Source organism: Azospirillum humicireducens (assembly GCF_001639105.2).
Taxonomy (GTDB): domain Bacteria; phylum Pseudomonadota; class Alphaproteobacteria; order Azospirillales; family Azospirillaceae; genus Azospirillum; species Azospirillum humicireducens.
On sequence record NZ_CP028906.1, the window covers coordinates 532,331 to 555,495 of the forward strand.

The following is a 23,165-nucleotide window of genomic DNA, read 5'->3' on the forward strand; positions in this document are numbered from 1 at the left end:
CCCGCTCCATCGGAGCGGGGGCTTTTTCACATCACAACGACCGATGAGAGATCAGGCCATCTCGATGCGCTGAGCCTCGGGGCCCTTGGCGCCCTGGCGGATGGTGACGCGGACCTGCGCACCGTCGTCCAGGCCGCTGATGCCCGACCGCTCCAGCGCACGGATGTGCACGAAGATGTCCTTGCCGCCGGTGGACGGGGCGATGAAGCCGAAGCCCTTCGACACGTTGAACCACTTCACCGTGCCGTCGACCAGCTCGCCGCTGTCCGAATCGCCGTAGCTGTCGGCGCCGTAGCCGCCGCGGCTGCCGCCGTAGCTGTTGCCGCCGCCATAGCCGCCGTCGTTGCCCCAGCTGTCACGCTCGCGCGGGGCGCGGGACGGACGGCTCGGAGCGGCGGTCGAGGTGTCGACCGCGTGGATGGTGGCGACCTGCGGGCCCTTCGGGCCGCGCGACAGATCGCAGGTGATGGTGGCGCCTTCGGGCAGGCTGTCGTGTCCGCAGAACTGCAGAACCGTGGAGTGCAGGAAAGCGTCGGGCGAACCGTCGTCGGGGGTGACGAAGCCGAAGCCCTTGGTGGCGTTGAACCACTTGACGGTGGCGCGGATGTCGCGCTGGGTGATTTCAGGAGCGCGGAAGGAAGAGCGCTGCGGACGGTCGAACATCAGTATCGTCTCATCTGTCGTGTTAAACCCCATCCCGGCAAGGCACCAAAGAGGGAGACCCGGAACAGGGCGATCGAAGGATGATCGGTTCCGACCCATAATTCAATCGTCATTGCGCGATTCGACGGAGCGCGCACAACAAAAACACCGCCGCCGCCCAATGGATGGGCGGGACGGGGCGATTTCGCCGAAATTGTGCAGGTGCAGCGTGACGACTCAACCGCGACTCAGGGCTTGAGCCGTCACGCGCGCAGGCTCAGGCACCGTGGCACTTCTTGTACTTCTTGCCGCTGCCGCACGGGCAGGGGTCGTTGCGGCCGACCTTGGGGCCGCTGCGCGGGCGGGCGCCCAGCTGGCCCTCCACATAGAACCAGCGGCCGTCCTGGTGGGTGAAGCGGCTGGTCTCGTGGTGGGTCATCGGCTTGCCGTTCATGCTGAAACGGGCGACGAACTCCACGATTCCGTCGCTGTCGCCGGGCTGGCCGGCCTCGGTGGAGCGGATCTCCACGCCGGTCCAGACGCTGTTCTTGGCCCAGGTCTCGATCTCTTCACGGTTGAAGTCGTCGCGGGTGCTGGGCAGCAGCGTGTCGTGCAGGTAATCGATGTTGCCGGTGGCGAAGGCGGAATAGCGCGAGCGCATCAGCGCTTCGGCCGTCGGGGCGGGCATGCCGGCCAGATAGGGTCCGCAGCAGGCGTCCAGCGGCTTGCCGGAACGGCAGGGGCATTCAGCGGCGGTCTGGGTCGTGTCGGTCATGGCCTGCTCTCGGGTGATGGCGTGGTCCGGCGTCGCGGGGCGCATCCATAGCGCAGCCGTGCGCCGCTTCTCAAGAGCTTGGTTGACGCAAGCGGCCACGGCCTTGCGCCCGGAATCCGCTGCCGCTATCAAGCGGCCCCATCCCACCCCCTTCCTGAAGGCCGCCCGCCCATGCCCCGCAAAGCCGCCGTGCCCCGCGCACGCCCCGACCTGTCGCTGGAGGCCGGCTTCGGTCCCGGCCGCCGCGTCTGCGGCATCGACGAGGTCGGGCGCGGACCGCTCTGCGGCCCGGTGGTCGCCGCCGCCGTCGTGCTGCCGCCCGAAGGGCTGCCGCCGGAGATCGCCGTACAGATCGACGACAGCAAGGCCGTCACCCGCCGTCTGCGCGAGGTGATCGAGCCGGCGATCCGGGCGCATGCGCTGGCCTTTGCCATCGCCGAGGCGTCGGCCGCCGAAATCGACGAGCTGAACATCCACAAGGCGACGCTGCTGGCGATGAAGCGGGCCTATCAGGCGCTGCCCGGCGCCCCGCCCGACGCGGCGCTGGTGGACGGCAAATTCACCCCGGATATCGCGTGCGAGAGGGTGGCGGTGGTCAAGGGCGACAGCCGCAGCCAGTCCATCGCTGCCGCCTCTATTCTCGCCAAAGTGGCGCGCGACAGCGAGATGTTGCGGTTGTCGGTCCAGTATCCCCACTATGGATGGGATCGAAATGCCGGTTATCCGACGCCAGAGCATCTGGACGCGCTGACCCGCCATGGTGTCACGCCGCATCACCGAGTCAGTTTTGCACCAGTGAAACGGCAAAAGGCACTAAGCGGCTGAGCCGTCGTCACTTGGCAAAGAAAGCTGTTGACGGCGACTCGGGCGCGACTCATTGTCCGGCCGAGTCCCAGTTCTTTGCCGGTCGTAAAATGCTCCCTGAAAACCGTATCCTGGTCGGCGATTGCATCGCTCTCATGAACGATCTGCCGCCCGCGTCGGTCGATCTCGTCTTCGCCGATCCGCCCTACAACTTGCAGTTGGGAGGCGAGCTGCTGCGGCCGAACCACACCCGCGTCGCCGGGGTGGATGACGAGTGGGACAAGTTCGACGATTTCGAGACCTACGACCGCTTCACCCGCGACTGGATGACGGCCGCCCGCCGCATCCTGAAGCCGGAAGGCTCGCTGTGGGTGATCGGCAGCTATCACAACATCTTCCGCGTCGGCGCCACGCTGCAGAATCTGGGCTTCTGGATTCTGAACGACATCGTCTGGCGCAAGACCAACCCGATGCCGAACTTCCGCGGCACCCGCTTTGCCAACGCCCACGAGACGATGATCTGGGCGGCCCGCGACAAGGATGCGCGCTACCGCTTCAATTACGACGCGATGAAGAGCCTCAACGAGGATCTCCAGATGCGCAGCGACTGGCTGCTGCCGATCTGCAGCGGCGGCGAACGCCTGCGCGACGAGGACGGCAAGAAGACCCATCCGACGCAGAAGCCGGAATCGCTGCTGTACCGGGTGATCCTGTCCTCGTCCCGTCCCGGCGACGTCGTGCTGGATCCCTTCTTCGGCACCGGCACCACCGGCGCCGTCGCCAAGCGGCTCGGCCGCAAATGGATCGGGCTGGAGCGTGACGACACCTACGTCAAGGCGGCCCAGGCCCGCATCGACGCGGTGGAGGAGGCGCCGGAGGCGGCGATCCTCGACACCCCGCCCAAGCGCGCCGCCCCGCGCATCCCCTTCGGCTGGGTGGTGGAACGCGGGCTGCTGCGCCCCGGCTCGACCCTGTTCGACCAGCGCCGCCGTGTCGCCGCCCGCGTGCGCGCCGACGGCACGCTGATCGGTTCCGGCCCGCGCGGCGACCATCGCGGCTCGATCCATCAGGTGGGCGCCGCCATGGCCGGCCTGCCGGCCTGCAACGGCTGGACCTTCTGGCATTACGAGGAGGGCGAGGATCTGCGCCCGATCGACGTGCTGCGCGAGCGCATCCGTTCGGAGATGCACTGAGTCCGCCCCAGACCTGTCCGTCCGGCATGGGCGTTGTCCCGGTCGGCTGCTTGGCAGCGGTGGCGCCGCCGTGTTAGGGCTTTCGCCCATGAACAAGCTCTTCGCCACCGTCACCGCCCCGCTGCCGCGCTCGGCCCCGGCGGCGCTGTCCACCCGTTGTTTCGTGCGCGATCTGGTGATGGACGCGCTGATCGGCGTCTATGCCCATGAACGGGCGAAACCCCAGCGCATCCGCCTGAACCTGGATCTCGAGGTGATCGCTCCCGGTGTCACCGGCGAGGACATGGCGACCATCGTCAAGGGCGTGGTCACCCAGGGTCATGTCACGCTGGTGGAAACGCTGGCCGAGCGCATCGCCGAGCGTTGTCTTGCCGACGCGCGGGTGACGATGGCCAAGGTTCGGGTGGAAAAGCTGGACGTCTTCCCCGACGCCGCCAGCGTCGGCGTGGAGATCGAGCGCGCCCGCGCCTGACCGTTTCCCGCCCCATAAAGAGGAAGCCGCACACCGTGTCTTTGCTCGCCGTGCTCACCGCCGAACAGACCGCCGCCCGCCTTCCTTTCCCCGCCTTGTGCGACGCGGTGGCCGCTGCCGCCCGCGACTATGCCGCCGGCCGCATCGCCAGCCCGGAACGGCAGGTGCTGCCACTGCCCGATGGCGGCGTGCTGCTGTCGATGCCGGCCACGGCGGCGGACATCGCCATCCACAAGCTGGTGAACGTCAACCCCGGCAACGGTGCCAAGGGTCTGCCGACCATCCATGGCGTGGTCAGCGCCTTCGACGCCGCGACCGGCGCGCCGCAGCTGATCCTGGACGGCCCGACCGTCACCGCGCGCCGCACCGCCGCGGTGTCGATGCTGGCGATCCGCACTCTGGCCCCGGCCCCGCGCCATGTCGCGCTGCTCGGCGCCGGCACCCAGTCGGCCGGCCATGTGGCGGCGCTCGCGGCGCTCTATCCCGGCATCCGCGTCGACATCCACAGCCGCAGCATCGGCAGCGCTGCCGCCTTCTGTGCGGCGCAGGAGGGCCAGGGGGTGGAGTTGCGGCCGATGAGCGGTCCGGTCGATCCGGCCGCCGAGGTGGTGATCGCACTCACCACCAGCCTGTCCCCCATCTATGATGAGACGCCGCGTCCCGACCGCCTGCTGGTCGGCGTCGGTGCCTTCAAACCGGAAATGGCGGAGTTCGGCCCGACCGCCGTCCATGGCAGCGAGCTGTTCGTCGACGATCCCGCCGGCGCCCGCCACGAGGCCGGCGACTTCATCCAGGCCGGCGCGGACTGGGCGACGGTGAAGTCGCTGGTCGATGCGCTGGACGGCCGGGCGACGGATGGGCGTCCGCGCCTGTTCAAGAGCGTCGGCTGCGCGGCGTGGGATCTGGCCGCGGCGCGCTGCGCATTGCGGCAGGGGTAAGGCGTCGGCCCGAGCCGCCTCCGCCTCCCATCACTCCAGCGTCGGTTCGGTCCGCTGTCCGACCCGGCGCTGGGAGTCGACGGCGGCGCGCAGGCGGTCGCGGGCCGCGCCCCGGCTGCCGGCGGTCGCGGCCGGACGCAGGCCGTTGAGAGCCGCCAGGAAAGTGGAGCCCGCACGCGCTTTCGGTTCGACCGCCCGGCGGGGCAGCGACGGGATTTCCTGGGTCACCACATCGTGGTCGGCGGTCTTGGCCTTTGCCTGCGCACGGGCCTGCTGGGCCTCCACCCGCGCGCGGGCGACGATGCGGTCGCGCAGGTCGGCGTCGAGCGTGCGGAACACGCGCGACGCCTCGGTCAGCTCGCGTTCCCGCCCGCTGTCCAGCGTACGCTTCAGGGCGTTGGCCAGCAGGCGGCACTCCAGGACGCCGGGCACCCGCTCGCGCTCCACCGCGCGGGCAAGGACGCCGACGGCTTCAAGGGTTTCGCGGTCGAGGGTGCCGTGAGGCATGGTGCGGCCTGATCCGAAAGAGGTAGGGCCGACACTATCGACGGGCACGCGGTCCTATTCAACCCGCTTGTTAACCTTTTGTGCGATGCACCCCCGGTTGCCTGTCCGTCAGCGTCCCGCCGTCGCCTCCGGCCGGTCCTGCTCCACCGCGCCGCGCCTCTGCAGCCATTCGGCGATCATCCAGCAGAAGGCCGCCCAGGCGGCGCCGACACTCCAGCCGGCCAGCACGTCGGTCGGCCAATGGACGCCCAGATAGACGCGGCTCGACCCGATGACCAGCGTCAGCAGCATCGCCCAGGTCAGCAGATAGGCCTTGGTCCGCCGTCCCTCGACGAACTGGGCGAGCAGCGCGCCCAGGGTCAGGTAGACCACGGCCGACTGCATGGCGTGGCCGCTGGGGAAGCTGGCGGAGATCACCTGATCGCCGTGCGGCACCAGATCGGGGCGGGCGCGGTCGAACAGCATCTTCAGCAGGGTGCTGAGCGTCCCGCCGCCGCCGACCGACACCAGCACCAGAAGCGCCGCCGCCCGTTTGTGCAGCAGAAGCAGGAAGCCCAGCGTGGCGACGGTGACGATGGTGAGGATGGTGGTGCTGCCGAGCGAGGTGATGTCGCGCGCCATCCGGGCCAACCACCAGGGGCCGCCGGGCTGGTCGGGATTCAACGGATCGCGCAGAGCCAGCAGCAGGCGCTTGTCGAAGGCGCTGGTTTCGCCTTCCATCACCTTGCCGGCCAGTTCGACGAAGCCGAACAGCAGGCCGGCGATCACCGACATGCCGACCAGCATGCCCAACTGATGCCGGCTCACCCTTGCCCAGAAACCGCCGCGGAAACCGTCTCCGACCCTGCCGCTCCAGCTCACCGGTGCCCTCCGCCTCTGTTTCCCGTTCAGGCGGGAGAGAGCAGCCGCACCGGTGAACCGGCCCTCCAGGCCAGGATGTCCTCCAGCGCGTCGCGGTAGAACACCGCGTAATTCTCCCGCGTCACGTAGCCCAGATGGGGCGTCAGCACCGTGTTGGGAAGGTCAAGCCAAAGGCTGTCTTTCGGCAGAGGCTCGATGGGGAAGACGTCGATGCCGGCGCCGCCGATATGGCCGTGGCGCAGCGCATGGGCCAGCGCCGCCTCGTCCACCAGCCCGGCGCGCGAGGTGTTGACCAGGAAGGCCGTTGGCTTCATCGCGCCGATCTCGCCGGCGCCCACCACGCCGCGGGTGCGTTCGCTCAGCACCAGATGGACGCTGACCACGTCGGAGGTGGCGAAGAGATCGCGCTTTTCGACGCGGGTCACGCCGGCCGCGGCGGCGCGCTCGTCGGTCAGGTTGGGGCTCCAGGCCGCCACCTCCATGCCGAAGGCCAGGCCGACCTGGGCGACCCTGGTGCCGAGCTTGCCGAGACCGACGAGGCCGAGCCGCTTGCCGGCCAGATCGCCGGTCAGTCCGGTCTGCCAGCGCCCCTCGCGCAGAGCCCGCTCCTCCGCCGGAATCCGTTTGGCCAGCGCCAGGATCAGGCCCCAGGTCAGTTCCGCCGTCGGTGTGCCGACCATGCGGGTGCCGCAGACGGGGATGCCGCGGGCGGCACAGGCCGAAAGGTCGACGGCGTTGTTGCGGGCGCCGGTGGTGACCAGCAGCTTCAGCTTGGGCAGCCGGCCGATCAGGGTTGCGGGGAACGGCGTGCGTTCCCGCATGATCACCAGCACGTCGAAGGGCTCCAGCGCCGCCGCCACCGCCAGCTCATCGCCCAGCGGCTTGTCGAAGACGGTCAGGTCGCTTCCCGGCGGCAACTGCGACCAGTCGGCGAGGTCGTGCGCGACCCCCTGGTAATCGTCGAGGATGGCGACGCGCATGGAGCCCGGCTCTTTACTTGGTGAAGTAGGGCGCCAGGTTGGCGCGGATGCGGTCGAGGATCGGGACGGCGGTCGCCGGCACCTCGAACGGGCGGCCGGTGATGGTCTCGCCGGCCTCGATGTAGACGCGGGCCGCTTCCAGCACCACGTCGCCGGGGATCTCCGGCACGTCCTGGGTGTAGGGATCGCAGCGGGCGACGACCCAGTTGCGGACGAAGTCCTTGTCGAAGCTCTCCGGCTTCTCGCCGGCCTCGAACCGCTCCTGATAGCTGGCGGCGAACCAGTAGCGCGAGCTGTCGGGGGTGTGGATCTCGTCGGCCAGCAGGATGTTGCCGTCCTCGTCGAAGCCGAACTCGTACTTGGTGTCGACCAGGATCAGGCCGCGGTCCGCCGCCATCTTCTGGCCGCGGGCGAACAGGGCCAGCGCCTTGTCCGACACCTCGTCCCACTGGGCGCGGGTCAGCAGGTTGCGCTCCACGATCTCGGTCGCGGTCAGCTCCTCGTCATGGCCGGCGTCGAAGGCCTTGGTGGTCGGCGTGATGATGGGGGTGCCCAGCTTCTGGTTCTGGCGCAGACCGTCGGGGAAGATGTGGCCGTACATCTCGCGCCGGCCCTGCTTGTACATCGACCAGATCGAGGTGCCGGTGGTGCCCGCCATGTAATCACGGACCACGACCTCGACCGGCATGATGGTCAGCCGCTTCGCCACCACGACGTTGGGGTCCGGGTATTCCAGGACGTGGTTGGCGCAGATGTCCTTGGTCGCCTCGAACCAGAAGCGCGCGGTCTGGGTCAGCACCTGCCCCTTGAAGGGGATGGCGGTCAGGGCGCGGTCGAAGGCCGACAGCCGGTCGGTGGTGATCAGGATGCGCCGCCCATCCGGAAGGTCGTAGTTTTCACGCACCTTGCCGCGGTAATGATTGGGCAGCTCCGCGATGAAGGCGTCGCGAAGAACGTTGGTCAGGTGCGGGGCAAGCAGGGCGGTGTCAACCATGGGATCCTGGTCCGGATGCAGGGGCGGATGCGAGAGGCGCGCATGATACCCCAAACCCCTGCCGGAGCCAGGACGCTAAATTGAGAGGGAGGATCGCTGTCCGATGCATGACGTGAGCATCACGATGGCGGCGGGCGGGTGCGCCGGCGATTATGATCTGAAGCCCGGAGTCGTCCGCGTCTGGTTCGCCGATCTGACGGGCTTGGCCGCGCAGAAAGCGGCGATGCGCGCCCTGCTGTCCGCCGACGAGCTGGAGCGCGCCGACCGGTTCCTGATGGAACGGCTGACCGACCGCTTCGTTCTGCGCCGGGGATTGTTGCGGCTTCTGCTGGGGCGTTTCACCGGCCGCGATCCGGCGGCGCTGGTCTTCGACTACGGCACGCACGGCAAGCCGGCGCTGCCCGGCGGCCCGTCCTTCAACCTCAGCGACAGCGAGGACAGCCTCGCCATCGCGGTGGCGGCGGAGGGGCGGATCGGCGTCGACATCGAACGGCTGCGGCCCATCGAGAGCGCCGACGGCATCGCCGACCGCTTCTTCCACGCCGCCGAGCGTGCCGCCCTGCAGGCGCTGGGGCCGGAGGGGCGGGACGAGGGCTTCCTGCTGGCCTGGACGCGGAAGGAGGCCTTCATCAAGGCGGCCGGCGTCGGGCTGTCGATGCCGCTCGACCAGTTCGCGGTGGAGGTGACGCCCGGCGCACCGCCGGCCCTGCTGGAAATCGGCGAGGGGTTGCGGAGCGATGTCGGCCTGCCGACGGACTGGTGCCTGTTCGACCGCCGGGTGCTGCCGGGCACCGTCACCGCCATCGCGGCGCACGGGACGGGCTGGACGGTGGAAACGCGGGCGATGGATGCAGCGTTCGTGGGCTAGGAAAAATACTTCAAGGTCGAGCAGCGCCGCTCCGTCGCGAATGCCCCTCTCCCTGGGGGGGAGAGGGGATTTTCCGGTTCACTCCCCTCCGGCCAGCGTGCCGGTCAGGCGGTTGCGGATGGCGGAGACGGCGCATTCCAGCGGACGGTCGTCGTCGGGACGCGGGGCCTTGTCCATCACGTCGGGGCACATGTCCTGCGCCATCCACACCTGCGGCTTGGGCGGGACCGGGGCGTTTGGATCGCAGGTGGCGGGGTCGGGGTGGGTTTCCTCGGTGTTGCCGTGGGTCGGCTTGACCTCCAGGTTGGGCGAGACGCCGAAGCAGTCCACCAGCGCCCCCGACGGGCGGTAGTAGCGGGCGGTGGTCAGGCGGATGCCGGTGTCGACGCTGAGCGAGGAGATCGTCTGCACCGACCCCTTGCCGTAGGAGCGCGAACCGAACAGCAGCGCGCGGTGATGGTCCTGCAGGGCGCCGGCCACGATCTCCGACGCCGAGGCCGAGCCGCTGTTGATCAGCACCACCACCGGCAGCCCGGCCAGCAGGTCGCCCGAGGTGCCGCGGTAGGAGCGGGATTCCTCCGGATCGCGGCCGCGAACAGAGACGATGTCCACCGTCTCCAGGAAACGGTCGGCCACCTGCACCGCCTGCTCCAGCAGGCCGCCGGGGTTGTTCCGCAGGTCGATGACGGCGCCGGTCAGCCGGCCCTTCGCCTGCCGGCGCATGTCCTCCACCGCAGCATCCAGCGCCGAGGAGGTCGACTGGTTGAAGGTGGCGATGCGGACATAGGCGACGTTGCCCTCCAGCCGGTAGCGGACGGGCTGGATCTTCACGATGGCGCGGGTCAGCGAGACGCGGGTGTTGGCGTCGGTCGCCGGCGGGCGGCGGATCGACAGGGCGACCGAGCTGCCGACGGGCCCGCGCATGCGGGCGACGGCATCGTGCAGGTTCAGCCCCTTGACCGCCACGTCGTCGATCCGGGCGATCAGGTCGCCGCTGCGCAGGCCGGCGCGGGCGGCGGGCGAGCCGTCGATGGGGGACACGACCTTGATCAGGCCGCTCTCCTCGTCCATCGTCACCTCGATGCCGAGCCCGCCGAACTCACCCTGGGTCTGTTCGCGCAGATAGCGGTAGCGTTCGCTGTCGAGGAAGCTGGAATAGGGATCGAGCGAACCCAGCATGCTGTCCAGCGCCGCCTCGGTCAGCATGCGGTCGCTGGCGCGCGGGTTCTCCGCCTTCTTCTTCTTCAGGCCCTCTTCCGCCTTGTCGACCAGCACCTGCGGATCGAAGGGCTTCACATGCTCCGTCAGAACGCGGCGCATGGCATCGGAGAAGAGGACATAGTTGCGGTCGGCGGCGGACAGAGATCCATAGCCGCGGATCTTCGCGAAATCGGCGCGGTATCGGTCGAGCGCCGCAACGGTGTCGGCACGGCTGGTCGGCGCCACGGCGCAGGCGGGCCCGATCGCCACCATCATCAGCAGCAAGGCAGCCAGCAGCTTCGCCATCCTAGGCCCCTCTTGACTGGCCGGTCCGGCCGGCGGTCTTACGCTCATCGTTCACTTATACCAGGGTTTCGCCGGTTGGCCCGACCCTAGCACGTCGTTCCGCCATTCTCAAAGTCCACCCCGGATTCGGCAAGCGTGTCATGCAACAGGGACGGTTGCAGGGGTCTTGTTCCTGCGCAGGAACAAGACCCCTGCCGGAAATGGTGTGCGCAAACGGCAATGTCGCGCGCCCCGATGGGACGCGCGACCGGTGTGAAGGGATGAGTGCTTTCGGAAGGGGGGGAGGAGGGGGCTCAGTAGGCGCCACTGCCCTTCACCACCACCCGCACGGTGCGCAGCATGATGCCGATGTCGGTCCAGAAGCTCCAGCCCACCACATAGGCGGTGTCGAGCTGGACCCGGCGCACGTAGTCGACGTCGCTGCGGCCGCTGACCTGCCACAGCCCGGTCAGGCCGGGGCGGCAGCGGGTGTAGAAGGGGAAGCAGGCGCGGTAATAGGGAACCTCGTCGTCGATGATCGGGCGGGGGCCGACCAGGCTCATGTCGCCGCGCAGGACGTTGATCAGCTGCGGCAGCTCATCCAGGCTCGACTTGCGCAGGAAACGCCCGACCGGGGTGATGCGCGGGTCGTTGCGCAGCTTGCGCGTCGCCAGCCATTCGGTGCGCGCCGTCTCGTCGGTGGCGAGCAGCCGCTCCAGCACCTCGGCGGAGTTCACCACCATCGAGCGGAACTTCAGGCAGGTGAAGGAGCGGCCGTCGGCGCCGACCCGCCGATGGCCGAACACCGCCGGACCGCCGTCACGGGCCACCATCCAGGCCAGCACCAGCATCAGCGGCCCGAAGATGGCGAGCAGCCCCAGCGAACCGACGATGTCGAAGGCCCGTTTCACCCGGTGCCTGTGCAGGGGCGGGCAACCGGGCAACCGGTCCATCGCCTGCATCGCCGACCGGGTGCCTGCCATGCGGCCGGGGTCCAGGCGGGGTGCGCCCAGAAGAGCGATGTTGGACAACGCCATAATAATCTCTCGTCGCTGAACGTCTGTGGTCAGAGCATAGGACCATCCGAGAGAGGCAACGGCCAGCGCGCGAAAGGGGTCCTGCCGAAGGGACAGGATCTTTGGAAAGGGTGGGTTAGCCCGCCGGTACGGGTCAGCAGATCCGGGGAAGCTGTTCTCCGCTCAGCCAATCCACGATCCGGCGGCCGCCGAAGCGGGTCTCCATCTGAACGAAGCGATGGGGGTCCTCCACCACACATCCGATGCAGGCGGCATCCCGTCCCAGCGGGTGGCCGCGCATGGCCGCGAGCATCCGGTCACGCTCCTCCGCCGCGCAGATCGCGATCAGCTTACCCTCGTTGGCGGCGTAGAGCGGATCCAGCCCCAACAATTCGCAGGCTGCGGTGACTTCCGCCCGAACGGGGATGTCGGCCTCGCGCAGCCGCATGCCGACACCGGACTGGTGGGCGATCTCATTCAGCGTCGTCGCCAGCCCGCCGCGGGTGGGATCGCGCAGCACATGCACGTCGGGCACCGCCGCCACCATCGCCGCGACCAGCCCGTTCAGCGCCGCGCTGTCGGACAGGATCGCGGTCTCGAAGCCCAGATTGTCGCGGGTCGACATGATGGCGACGCCATGGTCGCCCATGGTGCCGCTGACCAGGATGGCGTCGCCCGGCCGCGCCCGGTCGCCGGAGGGGGCCACGCCGGGGGGCACCATGCCGATGCCGGTGGTGGTGATGAAGATGCCGTCGCCCTTGCCGCGCTCCACCACCTTGGTGTCGCCGGAGACGATGGCGACCCCGGCCTCGCGCGCCGCCGCGGCCATGCTGTCGACCACCCGCTTCAGGTCGGCGAGCGGGAAGCCCTCTTCGATGATGAAGCCGGCGGTCAGGTGCAGCGGCACGGCTCCGGCCATGGCGACGTCGTTCACCGTGCCGTGGACGGCCAGCGAGCCGATGTCGCCGCCGGGGAAGAACAGCGGCGAGACGACGAAGCCGTCGGTCGTCATCACCATGCGCCCGCCCGGCACGTCGAAGGCGGCCTGATCGTTGCCCTGGTCGAGATACGGGTTGGCGAAGGCGGCGGCGAACAGCTCGCGCACCAGCTGCGCCATCGCCTTGCCGCCCGAGCCGTGGGTCATGTCCACCGCCCCGCGGGCGATGTCGAGCTTGCGGGTGAAGAGGCGGCGGTCGGTCATGGCGGGTGGTCCGGGTGGTCGGTTGGAGAGGAAGCCCCCGTGGAAGCGATACGGGAACCCTTGCCTTTGGTGCGCCGTCATTCCCGCGAAGGCGGGAATCCAGCCGGTTCAGCGGCTTTATTTCGGAGCTTCCTGGATCCCCGCCTGCGCGGGGATGACGTGCTTGATTGCGGGCGTGGCTTTCTGTCGAAGCAGGTGTGACTAGGCCGCGGCTTCGGCGCCATTCACCTCGGCGTCCGCGACCTCGGCCAAGAGAGCGAGTGTCCGCTCGGCCTCCTCGGCATCCAGGCGGGACAGGGCGTAGCCGACATGGACGATCACGTAATCGCCGACGGTGACATCCTCCACCAGTTCCAGCGAGCAGGTGGAGGTGACGCCGCCGAGGCTGACGGTGGCGCGGTCGTCGGGCAGCAGGGCGGTGACGAGCGCGGGGACGGCAAGGCACATGGCGGCGGTCCTTCCGGTCAGACGGCGGTGGAAGCGGGGTGGGCGGCTGTGTGGGCGGCGCGGGCTTCCGCCAGACCGTCGGCGATCCAGTCGTACCACTCCTCCAGCCCCTGGCCGGTGGTGGCCGACAGCTGGATCACCGCCAGGGACGGGTTCAGGCGCTGGGCGTAGCCGATCATGCGCTCCACATCGAAGGTCAGGTGGGGCAGCAGGTCGATCTTGTTGACCACCAGCAGGTCGGCGCGGACGAACATGTCCGGATATTTCAGGGGCTTGTCCTCCCCCTCCGTCACCGACAGCACGACGACGCGGTGAGTCTCGCCCAGGTCGAAGCCGGCGGGACAGACCAGATTGCCGACATTCTCGACGAACAGCACCCCGTCCCCGGCGAATCCGCCCTCGGCCGCCAGCTTGTCGGCGGCCTGCGCCACCATGGAGGCGTCGAGGTGGCAACCCTTGCCGGTGTTGACCTGCACCGCCGGGGTGCCGGTGGCGCGGATGCGGTCGGCGTCGAAGCTGGTCTGCTGGTCGCCTTCGATCACCGCGACCGGGAAGCGGCCCTTCAGGTCGGTCAGGCTGCGGGTCAGCAGGGTGGTCTTGCCCGAACCGGGGCTGGACATCAGGTTCAGCACGAACACGCCGCGCTCCGCGAAGCGGCGGCGATTGACGGCGGCCAGCCCGTCGTTCTTCGCCAGGATGTCGCGTTCGATGGTGATCAGCCGCGGCTGGTTCAGCGCGGCGCCGCCGTCGATGGCGTCGGGACGGTCGGGGCGGTGATGGTGATGCGCGTGGTCATGGCCATGATCGTGCCCGTGGTCATGATCGTGGTGCCCGTGATCGGCATGGCTGTGGCGGAACACCGTGCCGTCGGGGGCGACATGCTCGTGGGTGTCATCGTGATGGTGGTGGGCATGGTGGTGAGCCACGCCGTGCCCACCGTCATGGCCGTGCCCGTCACCATGGCCGTGCCCGTCGCCATGGCGGTGCCGGTAGACCTTGCCATCCGGGCCGATATGCTCATGCTCCGCATCGGTGGCCTTGCCGTCGATCCGGGTTTCGCCTTCTCCGCAACCGCAAACCGTGCACATCACGCGCTCTCCCACTCTTCGGTCCGCCCCGCTTTTCGCAAGGCAATCGCTTTGTCCGTCCGGCGATCCATCATCCGACGAGCCGTCCGCTTCGGCAAGAGATCGTCATTCGTGTACCTCTATGCCGCAGGCGACGCAGGGATCGAGCATCGCGACCAGCAGCCGCGCCCGCTCCGCCGCATCGTCGCGGCCGCGCACCTCGGCACCGGCCAGTCCGCGGGCCAGCGGGCCGTCGGGGGCGAAGTTCCAGTCGGTCGGGGCCACCATGCGGGCATCGGCGATCCGCCCCGCCTCGTCCAGCCGCAACCAGTGGGCGAGCCGCCCGCGCGCCGTCTCCGCCACGCCGCAGCCCGATCCCGGAGCCGGACCTGCCGCCATCGACGGATCGGCGGGGCGCAGATCGGCGATGGCCGCCTCCATCCGCCGCGGCAGCTCGGCCAGATCGGCGAGCCGCGCCGCGAACAGCCGGGCCAGCCCGTTGCCGAAGCGTTCCGTTACCGAAGCGACCAGCGGATGCGCCGCCTGCCGTTCCAGCGGGCCGGTCAGCGCCGGACCGCCTTCGTACCGTGGCCGGGAGGCGAATGTCGGGTCGCCGGACAGCGCCGCGGCGAACCAGTCCGGTGTGCTTTCGCCGAGCATGGGGATGTCACCCGCCCCCCAGCCGGCCAGGCCGGGGCCGAGCAGCCGGGCGGCCAGGCGCGCGGCATCGCTGGCACCATGGCCGGCCCAGCGCGCGAGGTCGTCGGCATCCCGAGGCGGCGGTCCGGCGAAGACCTCCTCCGCCAGCCAGGCGTCCATCCGGTCCAGAGCGGCGCGCAGGGCCGCTCCATCGGGCCGAAGGACGCCGCCGCCCGGCCGCACGCCGTCCTTGCCGGGATAGAGCGCCGGCATGACCGCGGAAACCGCCTGTCGCAGGGCGCGCAGGGCAGCCGGGCGGGAAGGGACGCCGAGGCGCGCCGGCCATTCCACCACCGCCTGCCAGCCGTGGCTGTCCAGGGCTTCCGCATCGCTCAGCAGGCGGCGCGCGGTCTCCTGCGTGCCCGCATCGATGCCCAGCGCCGCTTCGCAGGCGCGGGCGACGGCCAGTCCCTGCGCGGTGCCGCACAGGCTGAACAGCAGGGGCGCCAGCCGCACCGCCTCCTCCGCCCGGCGGCCGACCAGGGCGACGACGGCGCGCGGGCGCCGGGCGGCGACCTCGGACCGGCCGATGATGGCGGCGCCCATGTTGCCAGCGCCCGATCTGCTGTCGAGCCGCAGCCGGACGGATACCGATCCCTCTGCGGGAAATGTGGCTGCGGTCATGGTGAAGTCCTGGGGCGGCGGCGGGCCTATCCTGACGGAACCGGGATGCAACTCATTGACCTGCGTCAAAATACGTAGATCCGGCGGGGCGGAGACGGCGTCTCGGTCATGGCCGAGATGACGCTTTCTGATACACTTCGCACCAACCGCGCCAGAGAGCCGGGCTTCCCATGCGTCGGACGGGAGGGCCGTGGCCGGCGCGACACGACATCAGAGGATGCTTGTCCATGAAACGCTTCTCCCTCGCCTCGGCCGTCCTGCTGGCCGGGCTGGTGCTGCCGGCGGTCGCCGACGCCCATACCTTCGGTGCCCATGACGCCGGCTTCGTCCACGGCTTCCTGCATCCGGTCGGCGGCTGGGACCATCTGCTGGCCATGGTGGCGGTCGGGCTGTGGGCGGCGCAACGCGGCGGCGCGGCGCTCTGGGCCCTGCCGGCGGCCTTCGTCACCGCCATGATCGGCGGCGGCCTGCTGGGCATGGCCGGGATCGGCCTGCCGGCGGTGGAACTGGGGATCGCCGGTTCGGTCATCGTGCTGGGCGCCCTGGTCGCCGCGCAGTCGCGCCTGTCGCTGCCGGTATCGCTGGCGGCGGTCGCCCTGTTCGCGCTGTTCCACGGCCACGCCCATGGGGCCGAGATGCCGGAGGCGGCGCAGCCGCTGCTCTACGGTCTGGGCTTTGCCCTCGCCACCGCCCTGCTGCATGGGGCCGGCGTCGCCGTGGCCCTGTCGCTGCGCGGCGTCGCCCGCGAGGGCAAGGGCGGGCTCGTCCTGCGCGGCCTGGGTGCCGCCATCGGGCTGGGCGGCGTGGCGCTGGTCACGCTGGCCTGATCGCAGGCCGAGGACTCCGTTCTTCACGACGGGGCCGGGAGGGAGACCTTCCGGCCCTTTGCCTGTGCAGGTCTGGCCGGAACAATCGCCTCCCCCCGGTGTTGCAAGCCGGCAGTCCCCACAGGAGACGTCCGGCATGACCCACCACAACGACGCCATTCCGTCCGCCGCTCCGTCCGCGTCGGTTCCGTCCGACCACGCGGCCGCTGCCGGGGCCACGACGGCGACACAGAACCGCCGGCCCGAAGAGATCGAACACGAGATCGAGTCGATCCGCGCCCGCATGGACGCGGTGATCGACGAGATCGAGTTCCGCCTGTCGCCCGGCCAGATGTCGGGCGGGGTGGTGCAGGTGGTGCGCGACGTCATCCAGGGCGGCGGCGACGGCATGTCCGGCCGGATCGCCCGCGCCGTCCGCGCCAACCCGGTTCCCGTGGCGCTGATGGGCGTCGGCGCCCTCTGGCTCGCCTGGGCAGTCGCCCGCACGCCGGAGTCGACCACGGAGTTCGACGATTACGATTCCCGTGGCCGGCAGCTGGACCCGCGCGGCCGCCATCTGCTGACCGACCTGATCGCCGCCTGCCGCGACGGCTCTGACGCCTTCCGCCGCGCCGACATGACCATCGCCGACCCGGCCCTGTCCTCCCGCCTGGAGGCTCTGGCCGACCAGCTCGACCGCAGCGCCATGGCGCTGGATACCGAACTGCGCGACGGCGGCGGCTGGATCGAGACCGCGGGCGATGGCGGACTGGTCTGGTCGCCGCTGCACGGCCTGGCGGAAGCGAGCGCCCGCAGCGTGGTGGCGGGCATCGGCGGAACGGCCGGGCGGGGGGACCTGCTGGCGCGGCTGGAAATCGGGCTGGACGGGACGCTGGCCCTGTTCCGCGACGCCCTGCGCGATGCGCCGGACGATCACCTGCAGGTCGTCATCGGCGCCCAGTTCCATGCCGTGGAGACCGCCCGCCACCGCGTCGGCGCGCTGCGCGAAGCCGTGGTCTGAGGAGGGCGGGTCATGCTGGGGTTGAGCCGCCGCCATTACCACGAGCGCCGGAACCGTGTGACCGGGCATCACGCCGCCAACGATGCGCGCGGCGGAAGCCGGGGCGGGCGCGGGCGGTCGGCGGAAACCCCGTCGGACATTCCCAGACAGGGATGGAAGGACATCCTGCTGCGGGTGTGGGACGAGCAGAGCAAGGACAACCTGTCGATGCTGGCGGCGGGTGTCGCCTATTACGGTCTGCTCGCCATCTTCCCGGCCATCGCGGCGCTCGTCTCCATCTACGGCCTCGTCGCCGACCCCGCAATGATCGAGACCCAACTGGGCCAGATGGGCGGACTGCTGCCGCCGGAAGCCTTGTCCATCGTCAGCGACCAGGCCCGCAAGGTGGCGACCGCCCCGTCCCAGGGGCTGGGTTTCGGGCTGGTCTTCGGCCTGCTGCTGACCCTGTGGAGCGCGTCGCGCGGCACCAACTCGATGGTGACGGCGCTCAACATCGCCTATGGCGAGCAGGAGACGCGCGGCATCATCAAGCTGGCACTGCTGTCGATGTCCCTGACGGTCGCCGGCCTGCTGTTCGTCATCGTCGCCATGGTGATGATCGTCGCGGTGCCGGCCGCGATCGCCATCGTCGGGCTGCAGGAAACGCCGGTCGGCTGGATCGCCAGCCTCGCCCGCTGGCCGATCCTCGCGGTGGCGATCATCCTGGGGCTTGCCGTCTTCTACCGCTACGCCCCCGACCGGCGGGAGCCGCAATGGCGCTGGGTCAGCTGGGGGTCGGTGACGGCAACCCTGGTCTGGCTGTTGGGGTCGCTGGGCTTTTCCATCTATGTGTCGAATTTCGGCAGCTACAACGAGACCTACGGGTCTGTCGGCGCGGTCGTGGTGCTGCTGCTGTGGTTCAACCTGACCTCCTATGTCGTGCTGCTGGGGGCCGAGCTGAACGCGGAGATCGAGCACCAGACCGCCCGTGACACGACCGCCCGCAACGGCCACCCCGCCCGTCCGTTGGGGCAGCGCGACGCCTATGTCGCCGACACGGTGGGCGAACGCAAGGCGGGCTGACGGCGGAAATGCCCCTTGGCAGGGCAGCGGCCGTGCGCTATGGTGGCTCCCATGCAACAGGTGCTTTCCATCGCGTCCTGCGGACGCTCCCGATACTTTGGCCGCTGGTTTCGTCCGGCGGCCTAGGAACGCGCATCTGTCGCTCATTCCCGAAGCCGCCCGGACCGACCCGCGGCGGCTTTCGTGCTTGTGACCCCGGCCCTTGAAGGGCTGCACATCCTCAAAATCCGAACACGGGCGAACCGGGCGGCCTCATCATCCGCAAGAGAGGTTGTCATGTTCGATTTCGATGTCGTCACCGGCCCCACCCAGCCGCCCCATTGCCCGCTGGCCGATGAGCCGGACGCCTCCGAGTCGGCCCAGCCGGCGGCCGTACAGGCCGCCGCTGCCGCCGCCCACACCGCACCGAATGCGGGAATGGAGGGAAAGCCGCGATCCTGAGCCGCGACCGGGCCGGCGATTCCGGCTTGCGGGCCCTGCATCCCAGCTTTGGATCAAAGAAATCACGAATCCTGACTATGTTCTGCCGGCTGTTGTCGTATACTCCCTTAGGGCAGATGTGTCCGGGTGGCGGCGCAGCCGGCCGCGACCTGGTGGGTAATCCTCGGCGGCACCCGAATCCGCGCTTTCGGGTTTCGGTGTGTTGGTCGGATCGGAAGAAGGATGACGGATCATGGCGGATGATGCTCTCTCAAGCGTCAGCTCTATGGTGTCCAGCCTCAACGCGTCGATCAAGAACGCGGTCGAGGCCATCAAGAGTTCGCAGAGCAATCAGGCCGTCGGCGATGTCCAGGAGTTTTCCAAGACAGTCAACAAATCGCCGCTGACCACCACGGCCGGCGCCACGGACATCGGCGTTCTGGCCAAGAACACCACGCGTCTGAACGTCGCCAGTACGCTGTCGGCGAACGACAAGGTCGATTTCTACAAGTTCAAGGTCACCTCCAAGGGTGAGATGACCATGGGCCAGGTCGGCGACGACGGCGTGCGCGTCCAACTGATGAACCGGCTGGGCCGGGTTCTGGCCGACAGCGACCCGAAATCCGGTGACGGATACGACGCCTTCAAGAAGCTGCAGGCCGGCAACCTGACGGTCGACAAGGGCGACTACACCCTGCGCGTCACGCGCGACAAGGGCCAGTCCGACAAGGACCCCAAGAACTACGCCATGCAGTTGGTGATGGGGAACTACAGCAAGGACTATGACACCGTGGCCAAGGCTCCAGCCAAGGGCGACACCGGCGCGGCGGCGCTGACCACGGGGCAGCAGGCGACGCTGGACGGGCTGAACAGCGCCATCGGCAGCCTGAATTCGATCCCCACCGGCCAGACCGGAACGCAGAAGCTGATGGGCAGCTTCAACCTCTTCGCCTGAGGCTTCGGCTCCGGCTGTGCTATGACGGTGCGGAGTTCATCCGTGCCGGAGCCTGACGTTGGCCAGCATCACCCTTCTGAGCCCCGCCGATCACCGCCGCGTTCCCTGGAAGAATGGCGGCGGCGTCACCACAGAACTTGCGGTGGAGCCGGCCGCGGACGGCCGGTTCCTGTGGCGGGTCAGCATCGCCGACGTCGTCGAACCCGGCCCGTTTTCGGCTTTTCCCGGTTATGACCGCCTGATCGCCGTGGTGGAGGGCGATGGCATGCGCCTGTCCATCGATGGCACCCCCCCGGTCGAGCGCCGCCGCCTGGACCCCGCCTTCGCCTTTCGCGGTGAAGCGGCGGTGTGGTGCGAGCCGTTGGCCGGCCCCATCCGCGACGTGAACCTGATGCTCGACCGTGCCTCGGCCACTGGCACGCTGACCCTGCATGCGGGCCCGGCCCTCCATCGCGCCGATGGCGGGGTGGTTTTGGTCCACGCGCTTGTCGGCACCCTGTCCGTAACCCTCGACGGCGGAGAACCCCAACTGCTTGCCCAGGGGCATAGTCTGCTTCTGCGCGACTCCGCCGCACAGATTGACGTGCCGGACGGGGCGGAGGGCGTGTGTGCGGAGATCCGGCGGCGTTATACCAGCGGCTCTTGATCCTGTCGNTGCGTCTGAGCGCCTGTCGTGATTCACCGGCAAGGGTGAATCTCGCCTGCCACTCAACCACACCACGGCCACCCTCTTTCCAGATCTTTTCCGGTCAAATCGACTTCGTGAACGGGCTGCGAAGGGCCGCAGTCATGTCCGCGTCTCAAGAACAACGAAAGCCCAGCGGATGTTCGGCCGCCCGAGCATATCGCTTCGCTCCGTGACATGGAGCGCGTCCAGCCCGTGCAAAGCTGCAAGCTCAATTGTTTCGTCTGCCGAGACTTCGAACATCCTCCGTCCTTCAGGCACCGGCCCATAACGCAGCGACATGCTGATCCGGCCATTCGGACTGAGGAGTCCCGCTAGGGATTCCATGGCTGTTCGCCGCTCTTGAATGTCCAGATGCATCCACACAGCCGTCAAAAGGATGAGATCGAAGCGATCCTTTCGACGATGAAGCTGTAGAAGATCGGGAAGATGATCATCGACCCATTCGATGGGCTTCCCGCCATGAAGGCGCAAACCCTCCTGTCGAAGCGCAGCGGTCGGCTCGACGGCAACGACCCTGTGGCCCAGCATGGCGAGCGCTGCGGCGTCGCGACCCGACCCCGCCCCGACGTCAAGGACCCGCGCGGGCGGTGAGGGAAAGAGATGCATCACCTCATGATGGACATCGGCAAATGTGATGCTCTCGTATTGCTCCGCCAGTGCTGGCGCGTTGTCGCCGTACCCTTGCGTTCCCTTGATCATCACGTCCTCTCCAAACCCATCTTGGTTCCGGACCGCGGCCGGAAGGTTTTGGACCTTATGGAAGCCGGCCCTGAGCCTTCGCCGACCGGATCAGGTCCGCGTACCAGCGCGCCGAGTCCTTCGGACTGCGGGCCAGGGTCTGGAAGTCGACATGGACGATGCCGAAGCGTTGGCCATAGCCGCTGCCCCATTCGAAATTATCCAGCAGCGACCAGACGAAATATCCCTGAACGTCGGCACCCTGGGCCATCGCATCGCGCATCGCGGCGTTGTAGATGGTCAGATAGTTGATGCGGTGCGGGTCGTGGACGGCGCCGTCGGGGCTGACGGTGTCGCTGCCGCCGCAACCGTTCTCCGTCACCACGATGGGCAGGCGGTAGCGGCGCTGGATGGTCAGCAACTCGTCCCGGAAAGCGTCGGGGAAGATCGCCCAGCCGACGCCGTGGGTCGGCGAATCGGGCGGCGCGTCGCCCCAGCCGTAGCCCCAGGTCCGGGCCGGATCGGCCTTGGCGAAGATCGGGCCGTAATGGTTCAGTCCGAACCAGTCCACTGGCCGGGCGATGCGCGCCATGTCGCCGGGCTGCACATAGGGTTCGATGGCGGCGGCGGTCTGCGGCGGATAATGGCCGAGGATCTGCGGGTCGCAGAAGACGAGGTTCCAATGCTCGTCCAGCAGCGCCGCCGCGGCGCGGTTCTCCGGCGTGTCGGTCTCGGGAATCACGACCTGACGATTGTGGATCGCGCCGATGGAGGCGCCCGGCACCAGAGCGCGCAGCACGTCCACCCCGGCGCCATGGGCGAGGTTGACGTGGTGGATGGCGCGCAGATGCTGCGCCCGGTCGACGATTCCCGGCGCCGCCCAGGGAATCGCATAGCCGAACAGGGTGAAGACCGAGAACTCGTTGAAGGTGATCCAGCGCTTCACCCGGTCGCCGTAGCGCCGGGCGCAGAGTGCGGCATAGTCGGCATACCAGCCGGCGCAGTCGCGGGCCGACCAGCCGCCCAGATCCTGCAGCGCCTGCGGCAGGTCCCAGTGATAGAGGCACAGCCAGGGCTCGATCCCCGCCTCCAGCAGCCGGTCGATCAGCCGGTCGTAGAAGTCCAACCCGGCTTCATTCACCGCCCCCTTGCCGCGCGGCAGCACCCGCGGCCAGGACACCGAGAAGCGGTAGGCATCGACGCCCAGCCCCTTCATCAGCGCCACATCCTCCGGCATCCGGTGGTAATGGTCGCAGGCGACGTCGCCGGTGTCGCCGTTCACCACCCCGCCCTGGGTGCGGCAGCGGATATCCCAGATGCTGGCGCCGCGCCCGTCCTTGGCCGCCGCGCCTTCGATCTGGTAGGCGGAGGTGGAGACGCCCCAGACGAATCCGGGCGGATAGGGGCCGGGCGGATAGGGGGAGGTCGGATCTGTCATCTCAGGCTGCGATCTGGTTGATGCCGCGGCAGCGGCTCTCGAACTCGTCGGAAATGAACTCTGGGCGTTTGTAATAGCCCTTGATCCAGCTCGCCAACAGGCAAAGCTCCTCCAGCTTCACCAGTTCGTCCAGCGTCCCTTCGGGGAAACGGATGTCGAAGCTCTCGGAGATGTATTCCAGAACCTGCTCGATCTGGTCGATCGACAGCTGGATGTCGGTTTCCAGCGTCGCATTCCGGGTCAGCAGAGCTTCGTCCACCCCGTATTCGTCGCGGATCAGCTTCACGATCCAACGGAACATGTGCATCCAGTTGGATACACCTTCGATCGACTTGCTCATCGCGACGCTCTGTCCGGGTTGCGCGAAAGGGGTAGGCGACAGCGACTCTACCCACCGTTCGTTAAAGAATATCGCAGCCTCCATTGCGGTCTCCACCCGACGCGGCAAAAAAGCTGCGTGGTTTTTTGCCACCTGTGCGGGCATCTCCCGGACGCTTCTGCTCAGGAACTGTGCAGGAGCGTCC

At 68.7% G+C, this 23,165-nt stretch carries 25 protein-coding genes and 1 pseudogene; 11 read left to right on the forward strand and 15 right to left on the reverse strand.

Annotated elements, in window-relative coordinates; genetic code table 11:
• Nucleotides 1–51: 51 nt before the first annotated feature.
• Entirely contained in the window at nucleotides 52–663 is a 612-nt protein-coding gene (locus tag A6A40_RS32285) for a cold-shock protein (RefSeq protein ID WP_108548876.1), read from the reverse strand.
• A gap of 256 nt (nucleotides 664–919) precedes the next feature.
• Nucleotides 920–1,417, reverse strand: coding sequence for a YchJ family protein (locus A6A40_RS26890; RefSeq protein WP_108549003.1), 498 nt, complete (start codon nucleotides 1,415–1,417; stop codon nucleotides 920–922).
• Nucleotides 1,418–1,588: 171 nt separating this feature from the next.
• Here A6A40_RS26890 and A6A40_RS26895 point away from each other — a divergent pair, with 171 nt between their 5' ends.
• The 4 genes from A6A40_RS26895 (at nucleotide 1,589) to lhpI (ending at nucleotide 4,824) form a co-directional block, all read left to right on the forward strand.
• The gene (locus tag A6A40_RS26895; protein ID WP_108548877.1) at nucleotides 1,589–2,242 is read left to right on the forward strand and encodes a ribonuclease HII; all 654 of its coding nucleotides are present in this window, start codon (nucleotides 1,589–1,591) and stop codon (nucleotides 2,240–2,242) included.
• 89 nt (nucleotides 2,243–2,331) lie between these two features.
• The gene (locus A6A40_RS26900; RefSeq protein ID WP_108548878.1) at nucleotides 2,332–3,414 is read left to right on the forward strand and encodes a site-specific DNA-methyltransferase; all 1,083 of its coding nucleotides are present in this window, start codon (nucleotides 2,332–2,334) and stop codon (nucleotides 3,412–3,414) included.
• A gap of 88 nt (nucleotides 3,415–3,502) precedes the next feature.
• Nucleotides 3,503–3,886, forward strand: coding sequence for a dihydroneopterin aldolase (locus A6A40_RS26905; protein ID WP_108548879.1), 384 nt, complete (start codon nucleotides 3,503–3,505; stop codon nucleotides 3,884–3,886).
• A 35-nt stretch (nucleotides 3,887–3,921) separates the two neighbouring features.
• Nucleotides 3,922–4,824, forward strand: coding sequence for a bifunctional Delta(1)-pyrroline-2-carboxylate/Delta(1)-piperideine-2-carboxylate reductase (gene lhpI, locus A6A40_RS26910; protein WP_108548880.1), 903 nt, complete (start codon nucleotides 3,922–3,924; stop codon nucleotides 4,822–4,824).
• A gap of 30 nt (nucleotides 4,825–4,854) precedes the next feature.
• Here lhpI and A6A40_RS26915 read toward each other — a convergent pair whose 3' ends face one another.
• From A6A40_RS26915 to A6A40_RS26930, 4 genes are all read right to left on the reverse strand, one after another.
• A complete protein-coding gene (locus tag A6A40_RS26915) occupies nucleotides 4,855–5,331 on the reverse strand; it encodes a hypothetical protein (RefSeq protein ID WP_108548881.1) in 477 nt (158 codons plus the stop codon).
• Between the two features lie 108 nt (nucleotides 5,332–5,439).
• Nucleotides 5,440–6,138, reverse strand: coding sequence for a phosphatase PAP2 family protein (locus tag A6A40_RS26920; protein WP_335645209.1), 699 nt, complete (start codon nucleotides 6,136–6,138; stop codon nucleotides 5,440–5,442).
• A gap of 80 nt (nucleotides 6,139–6,218) precedes the next feature.
• Entirely contained in the window at nucleotides 6,219–7,172 is a 954-nt protein-coding gene (locus A6A40_RS26925; RefSeq protein ID WP_108548883.1) for a D-2-hydroxyacid dehydrogenase family protein, read from the reverse strand.
• A gap of 13 nt (nucleotides 7,173–7,185) precedes the next feature.
• A complete protein-coding gene (locus A6A40_RS26930) occupies nucleotides 7,186–8,166 on the reverse strand; it encodes a phosphoribosylaminoimidazolesuccinocarboxamide synthase (RefSeq protein ID WP_108548884.1) in 981 nt (326 codons plus the stop codon).
• Nucleotides 8,167–8,269: 103 nt separating this feature from the next.
• On the opposite strand from A6A40_RS26930, the gene A6A40_RS26935 reads away from it, so the two are divergent.
• Complete coding sequence (locus A6A40_RS26935; RefSeq protein ID WP_108548885.1) at nucleotides 8,270–9,034, forward strand: 4'-phosphopantetheinyl transferase family protein; 765 nt, start codon at nucleotides 8,270–8,272, stop codon at nucleotides 9,032–9,034.
• Between the two features lie 78 nt (nucleotides 9,035–9,112).
• Here the strand turns inward: A6A40_RS26935 and A6A40_RS26940 are convergent, their stop codons facing one another.
• The 6 genes and pseudogenes from A6A40_RS26940 to A6A40_RS26965 all read right to left on the reverse strand — a co-directional run bounded on the left by A6A40_RS26940 (nucleotide 9,113) and on the right by A6A40_RS26965 (nucleotide 15,573).
• A complete protein-coding gene (locus A6A40_RS26940) occupies nucleotides 9,113–10,540 on the reverse strand; it encodes a S41 family peptidase (protein ID WP_108548886.1) in 1,428 nt (475 codons plus the stop codon).
• Between the two features lie 293 nt (nucleotides 10,541–10,833).
• Nucleotides 10,834–11,430, reverse strand: a pseudogene (locus A6A40_RS26945) (sugar transferase); the annotation flags it as partial.
• Between the two features lie 259 nt (nucleotides 11,431–11,689).
• Entirely contained in the window at nucleotides 11,690–12,736 is a 1,047-nt protein-coding gene (gene hypE, locus A6A40_RS26950; protein WP_108548887.1) for a hydrogenase expression/formation protein HypE, read from the reverse strand.
• Between the two features lie 201 nt (nucleotides 12,737–12,937).
• The gene (locus A6A40_RS26955; protein WP_108548888.1) at nucleotides 12,938–13,183 is read right to left on the reverse strand and encodes a HypC/HybG/HupF family hydrogenase formation chaperone; all 246 of its coding nucleotides are present in this window, start codon (nucleotides 13,181–13,183) and stop codon (nucleotides 12,938–12,940) included.
• A gap of 17 nt (nucleotides 13,184–13,200) precedes the next feature.
• The gene (hypB, locus tag A6A40_RS26960) at nucleotides 13,201–14,271 is read right to left on the reverse strand and encodes a hydrogenase nickel incorporation protein HypB (RefSeq protein WP_108548889.1); all 1,071 of its coding nucleotides are present in this window, start codon (nucleotides 14,269–14,271) and stop codon (nucleotides 13,201–13,203) included.
• Nucleotides 14,272–14,376: 105 nt separating this feature from the next.
• Nucleotides 14,377–15,573 carry a nickel-dependent hydrogenase large subunit gene (locus A6A40_RS26965; protein ID WP_108548890.1) on the reverse strand — a complete coding sequence of 399 codons (1,197 nt, stop codon included), beginning with the start codon at nucleotides 15,571–15,573 and terminating at the stop codon, nucleotides 14,377–14,379.
• Between the two features lie 227 nt (nucleotides 15,574–15,800).
• Here A6A40_RS26965 and A6A40_RS26970 point away from each other — a divergent pair, with 227 nt between their 5' ends.
• The 6 genes from A6A40_RS26970 to A6A40_RS26990 all read left to right on the forward strand — a co-directional run bounded on the left by A6A40_RS26970 (nucleotide 15,801) and on the right by A6A40_RS26990 (nucleotide 20,483).
• On the forward strand, nucleotides 15,801–16,400 hold the full coding sequence (locus A6A40_RS26970; protein WP_108548891.1) for a HupE/UreJ family protein: 600 nt from the start codon (nucleotides 15,801–15,803) through the stop codon (nucleotides 16,398–16,400).
• 136 nt (nucleotides 16,401–16,536) lie between these two features.
• Entirely contained in the window at nucleotides 16,537–17,400 is an 864-nt protein-coding gene (locus A6A40_RS26975) for a DUF3618 domain-containing protein (RefSeq protein ID WP_108548892.1), read from the forward strand.
• A gap of 12 nt (nucleotides 17,401–17,412) precedes the next feature.
• Nucleotides 17,413–18,462, forward strand: a complete 1,050-nt coding sequence (locus tag A6A40_RS26980) for a YihY/virulence factor BrkB family protein (protein WP_108548893.1) — start codon at nucleotides 17,413–17,415, stop codon at nucleotides 18,460–18,462.
• Between the two features lie 276 nt (nucleotides 18,463–18,738).
• A complete protein-coding gene (locus A6A40_RS30835; RefSeq protein ID WP_158279379.1) occupies nucleotides 18,739–18,903 on the forward strand; it encodes a hypothetical protein in 165 nt (54 codons plus the stop codon).
• Between the two features lie 232 nt (nucleotides 18,904–19,135).
• Nucleotides 19,136–19,837 carry a hypothetical protein gene (locus A6A40_RS26985; RefSeq protein ID WP_236784070.1) on the forward strand — a complete coding sequence of 234 codons (702 nt, stop codon included), beginning with the start codon at nucleotides 19,136–19,138 and terminating at the stop codon, nucleotides 19,835–19,837.
• A gap of 58 nt (nucleotides 19,838–19,895) precedes the next feature.
• Nucleotides 19,896–20,483: a HutD/Ves family protein gene (locus A6A40_RS26990; protein ID WP_108548895.1), complete on the forward strand. Its 588-nt coding sequence runs from the start codon at nucleotides 19,896–19,898 to the stop codon at nucleotides 20,481–20,483.
• A gap of 141 nt (nucleotides 20,484–20,624) precedes the next feature.
• Here the strand turns inward: A6A40_RS26990 and A6A40_RS26995 are convergent, their stop codons facing one another.
• From A6A40_RS26995 to A6A40_RS27005, 3 genes are read right to left on the reverse strand one after another with little or no spacing between them, the layout of a single operon-like run.
• Complete coding sequence (locus tag A6A40_RS26995; protein WP_108548896.1) at nucleotides 20,625–21,224, reverse strand: class I SAM-dependent methyltransferase; 600 nt, start codon at nucleotides 21,222–21,224, stop codon at nucleotides 20,625–20,627.
• A gap of 55 nt (nucleotides 21,225–21,279) precedes the next feature.
• On the reverse strand, nucleotides 21,280–22,641 hold the full coding sequence (locus A6A40_RS27000) for a GH1 family beta-glucosidase (protein WP_108548897.1): 1,362 nt from the start codon (nucleotides 22,639–22,641) through the stop codon (nucleotides 21,280–21,282).
• A 1-nt stretch (nucleotide 22,642) separates the two neighbouring features.
• Nucleotides 22,643–22,981 (reverse strand): acyl carrier protein, encoded by a 339-nt coding sequence (locus A6A40_RS27005; protein ID WP_108548898.1) that lies wholly within the window; start codon nucleotides 22,979–22,981, stop codon nucleotides 22,643–22,645.
• Between the last annotated feature and the right edge of the window lie 184 nt (nucleotides 22,982–23,165).

Excerpts from the sequence above, each read along its gene's own strand:
- A6A40_RS26975 (WP_108548892.1), top strand. The coding sequence starts at position 16,537 with ATGACCCACCACAACGACGCCATTCCGTCCGCCGCTCCGTCCGCGTCG.
- A6A40_RS26985 (WP_236784070.1), top strand. The coding sequence starts at position 19,136 with ATGGCGGATGATGCTCTCTCAAGCGTCAGCTCTATGGTGTCCAGCCTC.
- A6A40_RS26925 (WP_108548883.1), bottom strand. The coding sequence starts at position 7,172 with ATGCGCGTCGCCATCCTCGACGATTACCAGGGGGTCGCGCACGACCTC.
- A6A40_RS26905 (WP_108548879.1), top strand. The coding sequence starts at position 3,503 with ATGAACAAGCTCTTCGCCACCGTCACCGCCCCGCTGCCGCGCTCGGCC.
- A6A40_RS26930 (WP_108548884.1), bottom strand. The coding sequence starts at position 8,166 with ATGGTTGACACCGCCCTGCTTGCCCCGCACCTGACCAACGTTCTTCGC.
- A6A40_RS32285 (WP_108548876.1), bottom strand. The coding sequence starts at position 663 with ATGTTCGACCGTCCGCAGCGCTCTTCCTTCCGCGCTCCTGAAATCACC.
- A6A40_RS26965 (WP_108548890.1), bottom strand. The coding sequence starts at position 15,573 with ATGACCGCAGCCACATTTCCCGCAGAGGGATCGGTATCCGTCCGGCTG.
- A6A40_RS26900 (WP_108548878.1), top strand. The coding sequence starts at position 2,332 with ATGCTCCCTGAAAACCGTATCCTGGTCGGCGATTGCATCGCTCTCATG.
- A6A40_RS26980 (WP_108548893.1), top strand. The coding sequence starts at position 17,413 with ATGCTGGGGTTGAGCCGCCGCCATTACCACGAGCGCCGGAACCGTGTG.
- A6A40_RS26955 (WP_108548888.1), bottom strand. The coding sequence starts at position 13,183 with ATGTGCCTTGCCGTCCCCGCGCTCGTCACCGCCCTGCTGCCCGACGAC.
- A6A40_RS27000 (WP_108548897.1), bottom strand. The coding sequence starts at position 22,641 with ATGACAGATCCGACCTCCCCCTATCCGCCCGGCCCCTATCCGCCCGGA.
- A6A40_RS26890 (WP_108549003.1), bottom strand. The coding sequence starts at position 1,417 with ATGACCGACACGACCCAGACCGCCGCTGAATGCCCCTGCCGTTCCGGC.
- A6A40_RS26915 (WP_108548881.1), bottom strand. The coding sequence starts at position 5,331 with ATGCCTCACGGCACCCTCGACCGCGAAACCCTTGAAGCCGTCGGCGTC.
- hypB (WP_108548889.1), bottom strand. The coding sequence starts at position 14,271 with ATGTGCACGGTTTGCGGTTGCGGAGAAGGCGAAACCCGGATCGACGGC.
- A6A40_RS26895 (WP_108548877.1), top strand. The coding sequence starts at position 1,589 with ATGCCCCGCAAAGCCGCCGTGCCCCGCGCACGCCCCGACCTGTCGCTG.
- A6A40_RS26935 (WP_108548885.1), top strand. The coding sequence starts at position 8,270 with ATGCATGACGTGAGCATCACGATGGCGGCGGGCGGGTGCGCCGGCGAT.
- A6A40_RS27005 (WP_108548898.1), bottom strand. The coding sequence starts at position 22,981 with ATGAGCAAGTCGATCGAAGGTGTATCCAACTGGATGCACATGTTCCGT.
- A6A40_RS26940 (WP_108548886.1), bottom strand. The coding sequence starts at position 10,540 with ATGGCGAAGCTGCTGGCTGCCTTGCTGCTGATGATGGTGGCGATCGGG.
- A6A40_RS26970 (WP_108548891.1), top strand. The coding sequence starts at position 15,801 with ATGAAACGCTTCTCCCTCGCCTCGGCCGTCCTGCTGGCCGGGCTGGTG.
- A6A40_RS30835 (WP_158279379.1), top strand. The coding sequence starts at position 18,739 with ATGTTCGATTTCGATGTCGTCACCGGCCCCACCCAGCCGCCCCATTGC.
- hypE (WP_108548887.1), bottom strand. The coding sequence starts at position 12,736 with ATGACCGACCGCCGCCTCTTCACCCGCAAGCTCGACATCGCCCGCGGG.
- A6A40_RS26995 (WP_108548896.1), bottom strand. The coding sequence starts at position 21,224 with ATGATCAAGGGAACGCAAGGGTACGGCGACAACGCGCCAGCACTGGCG.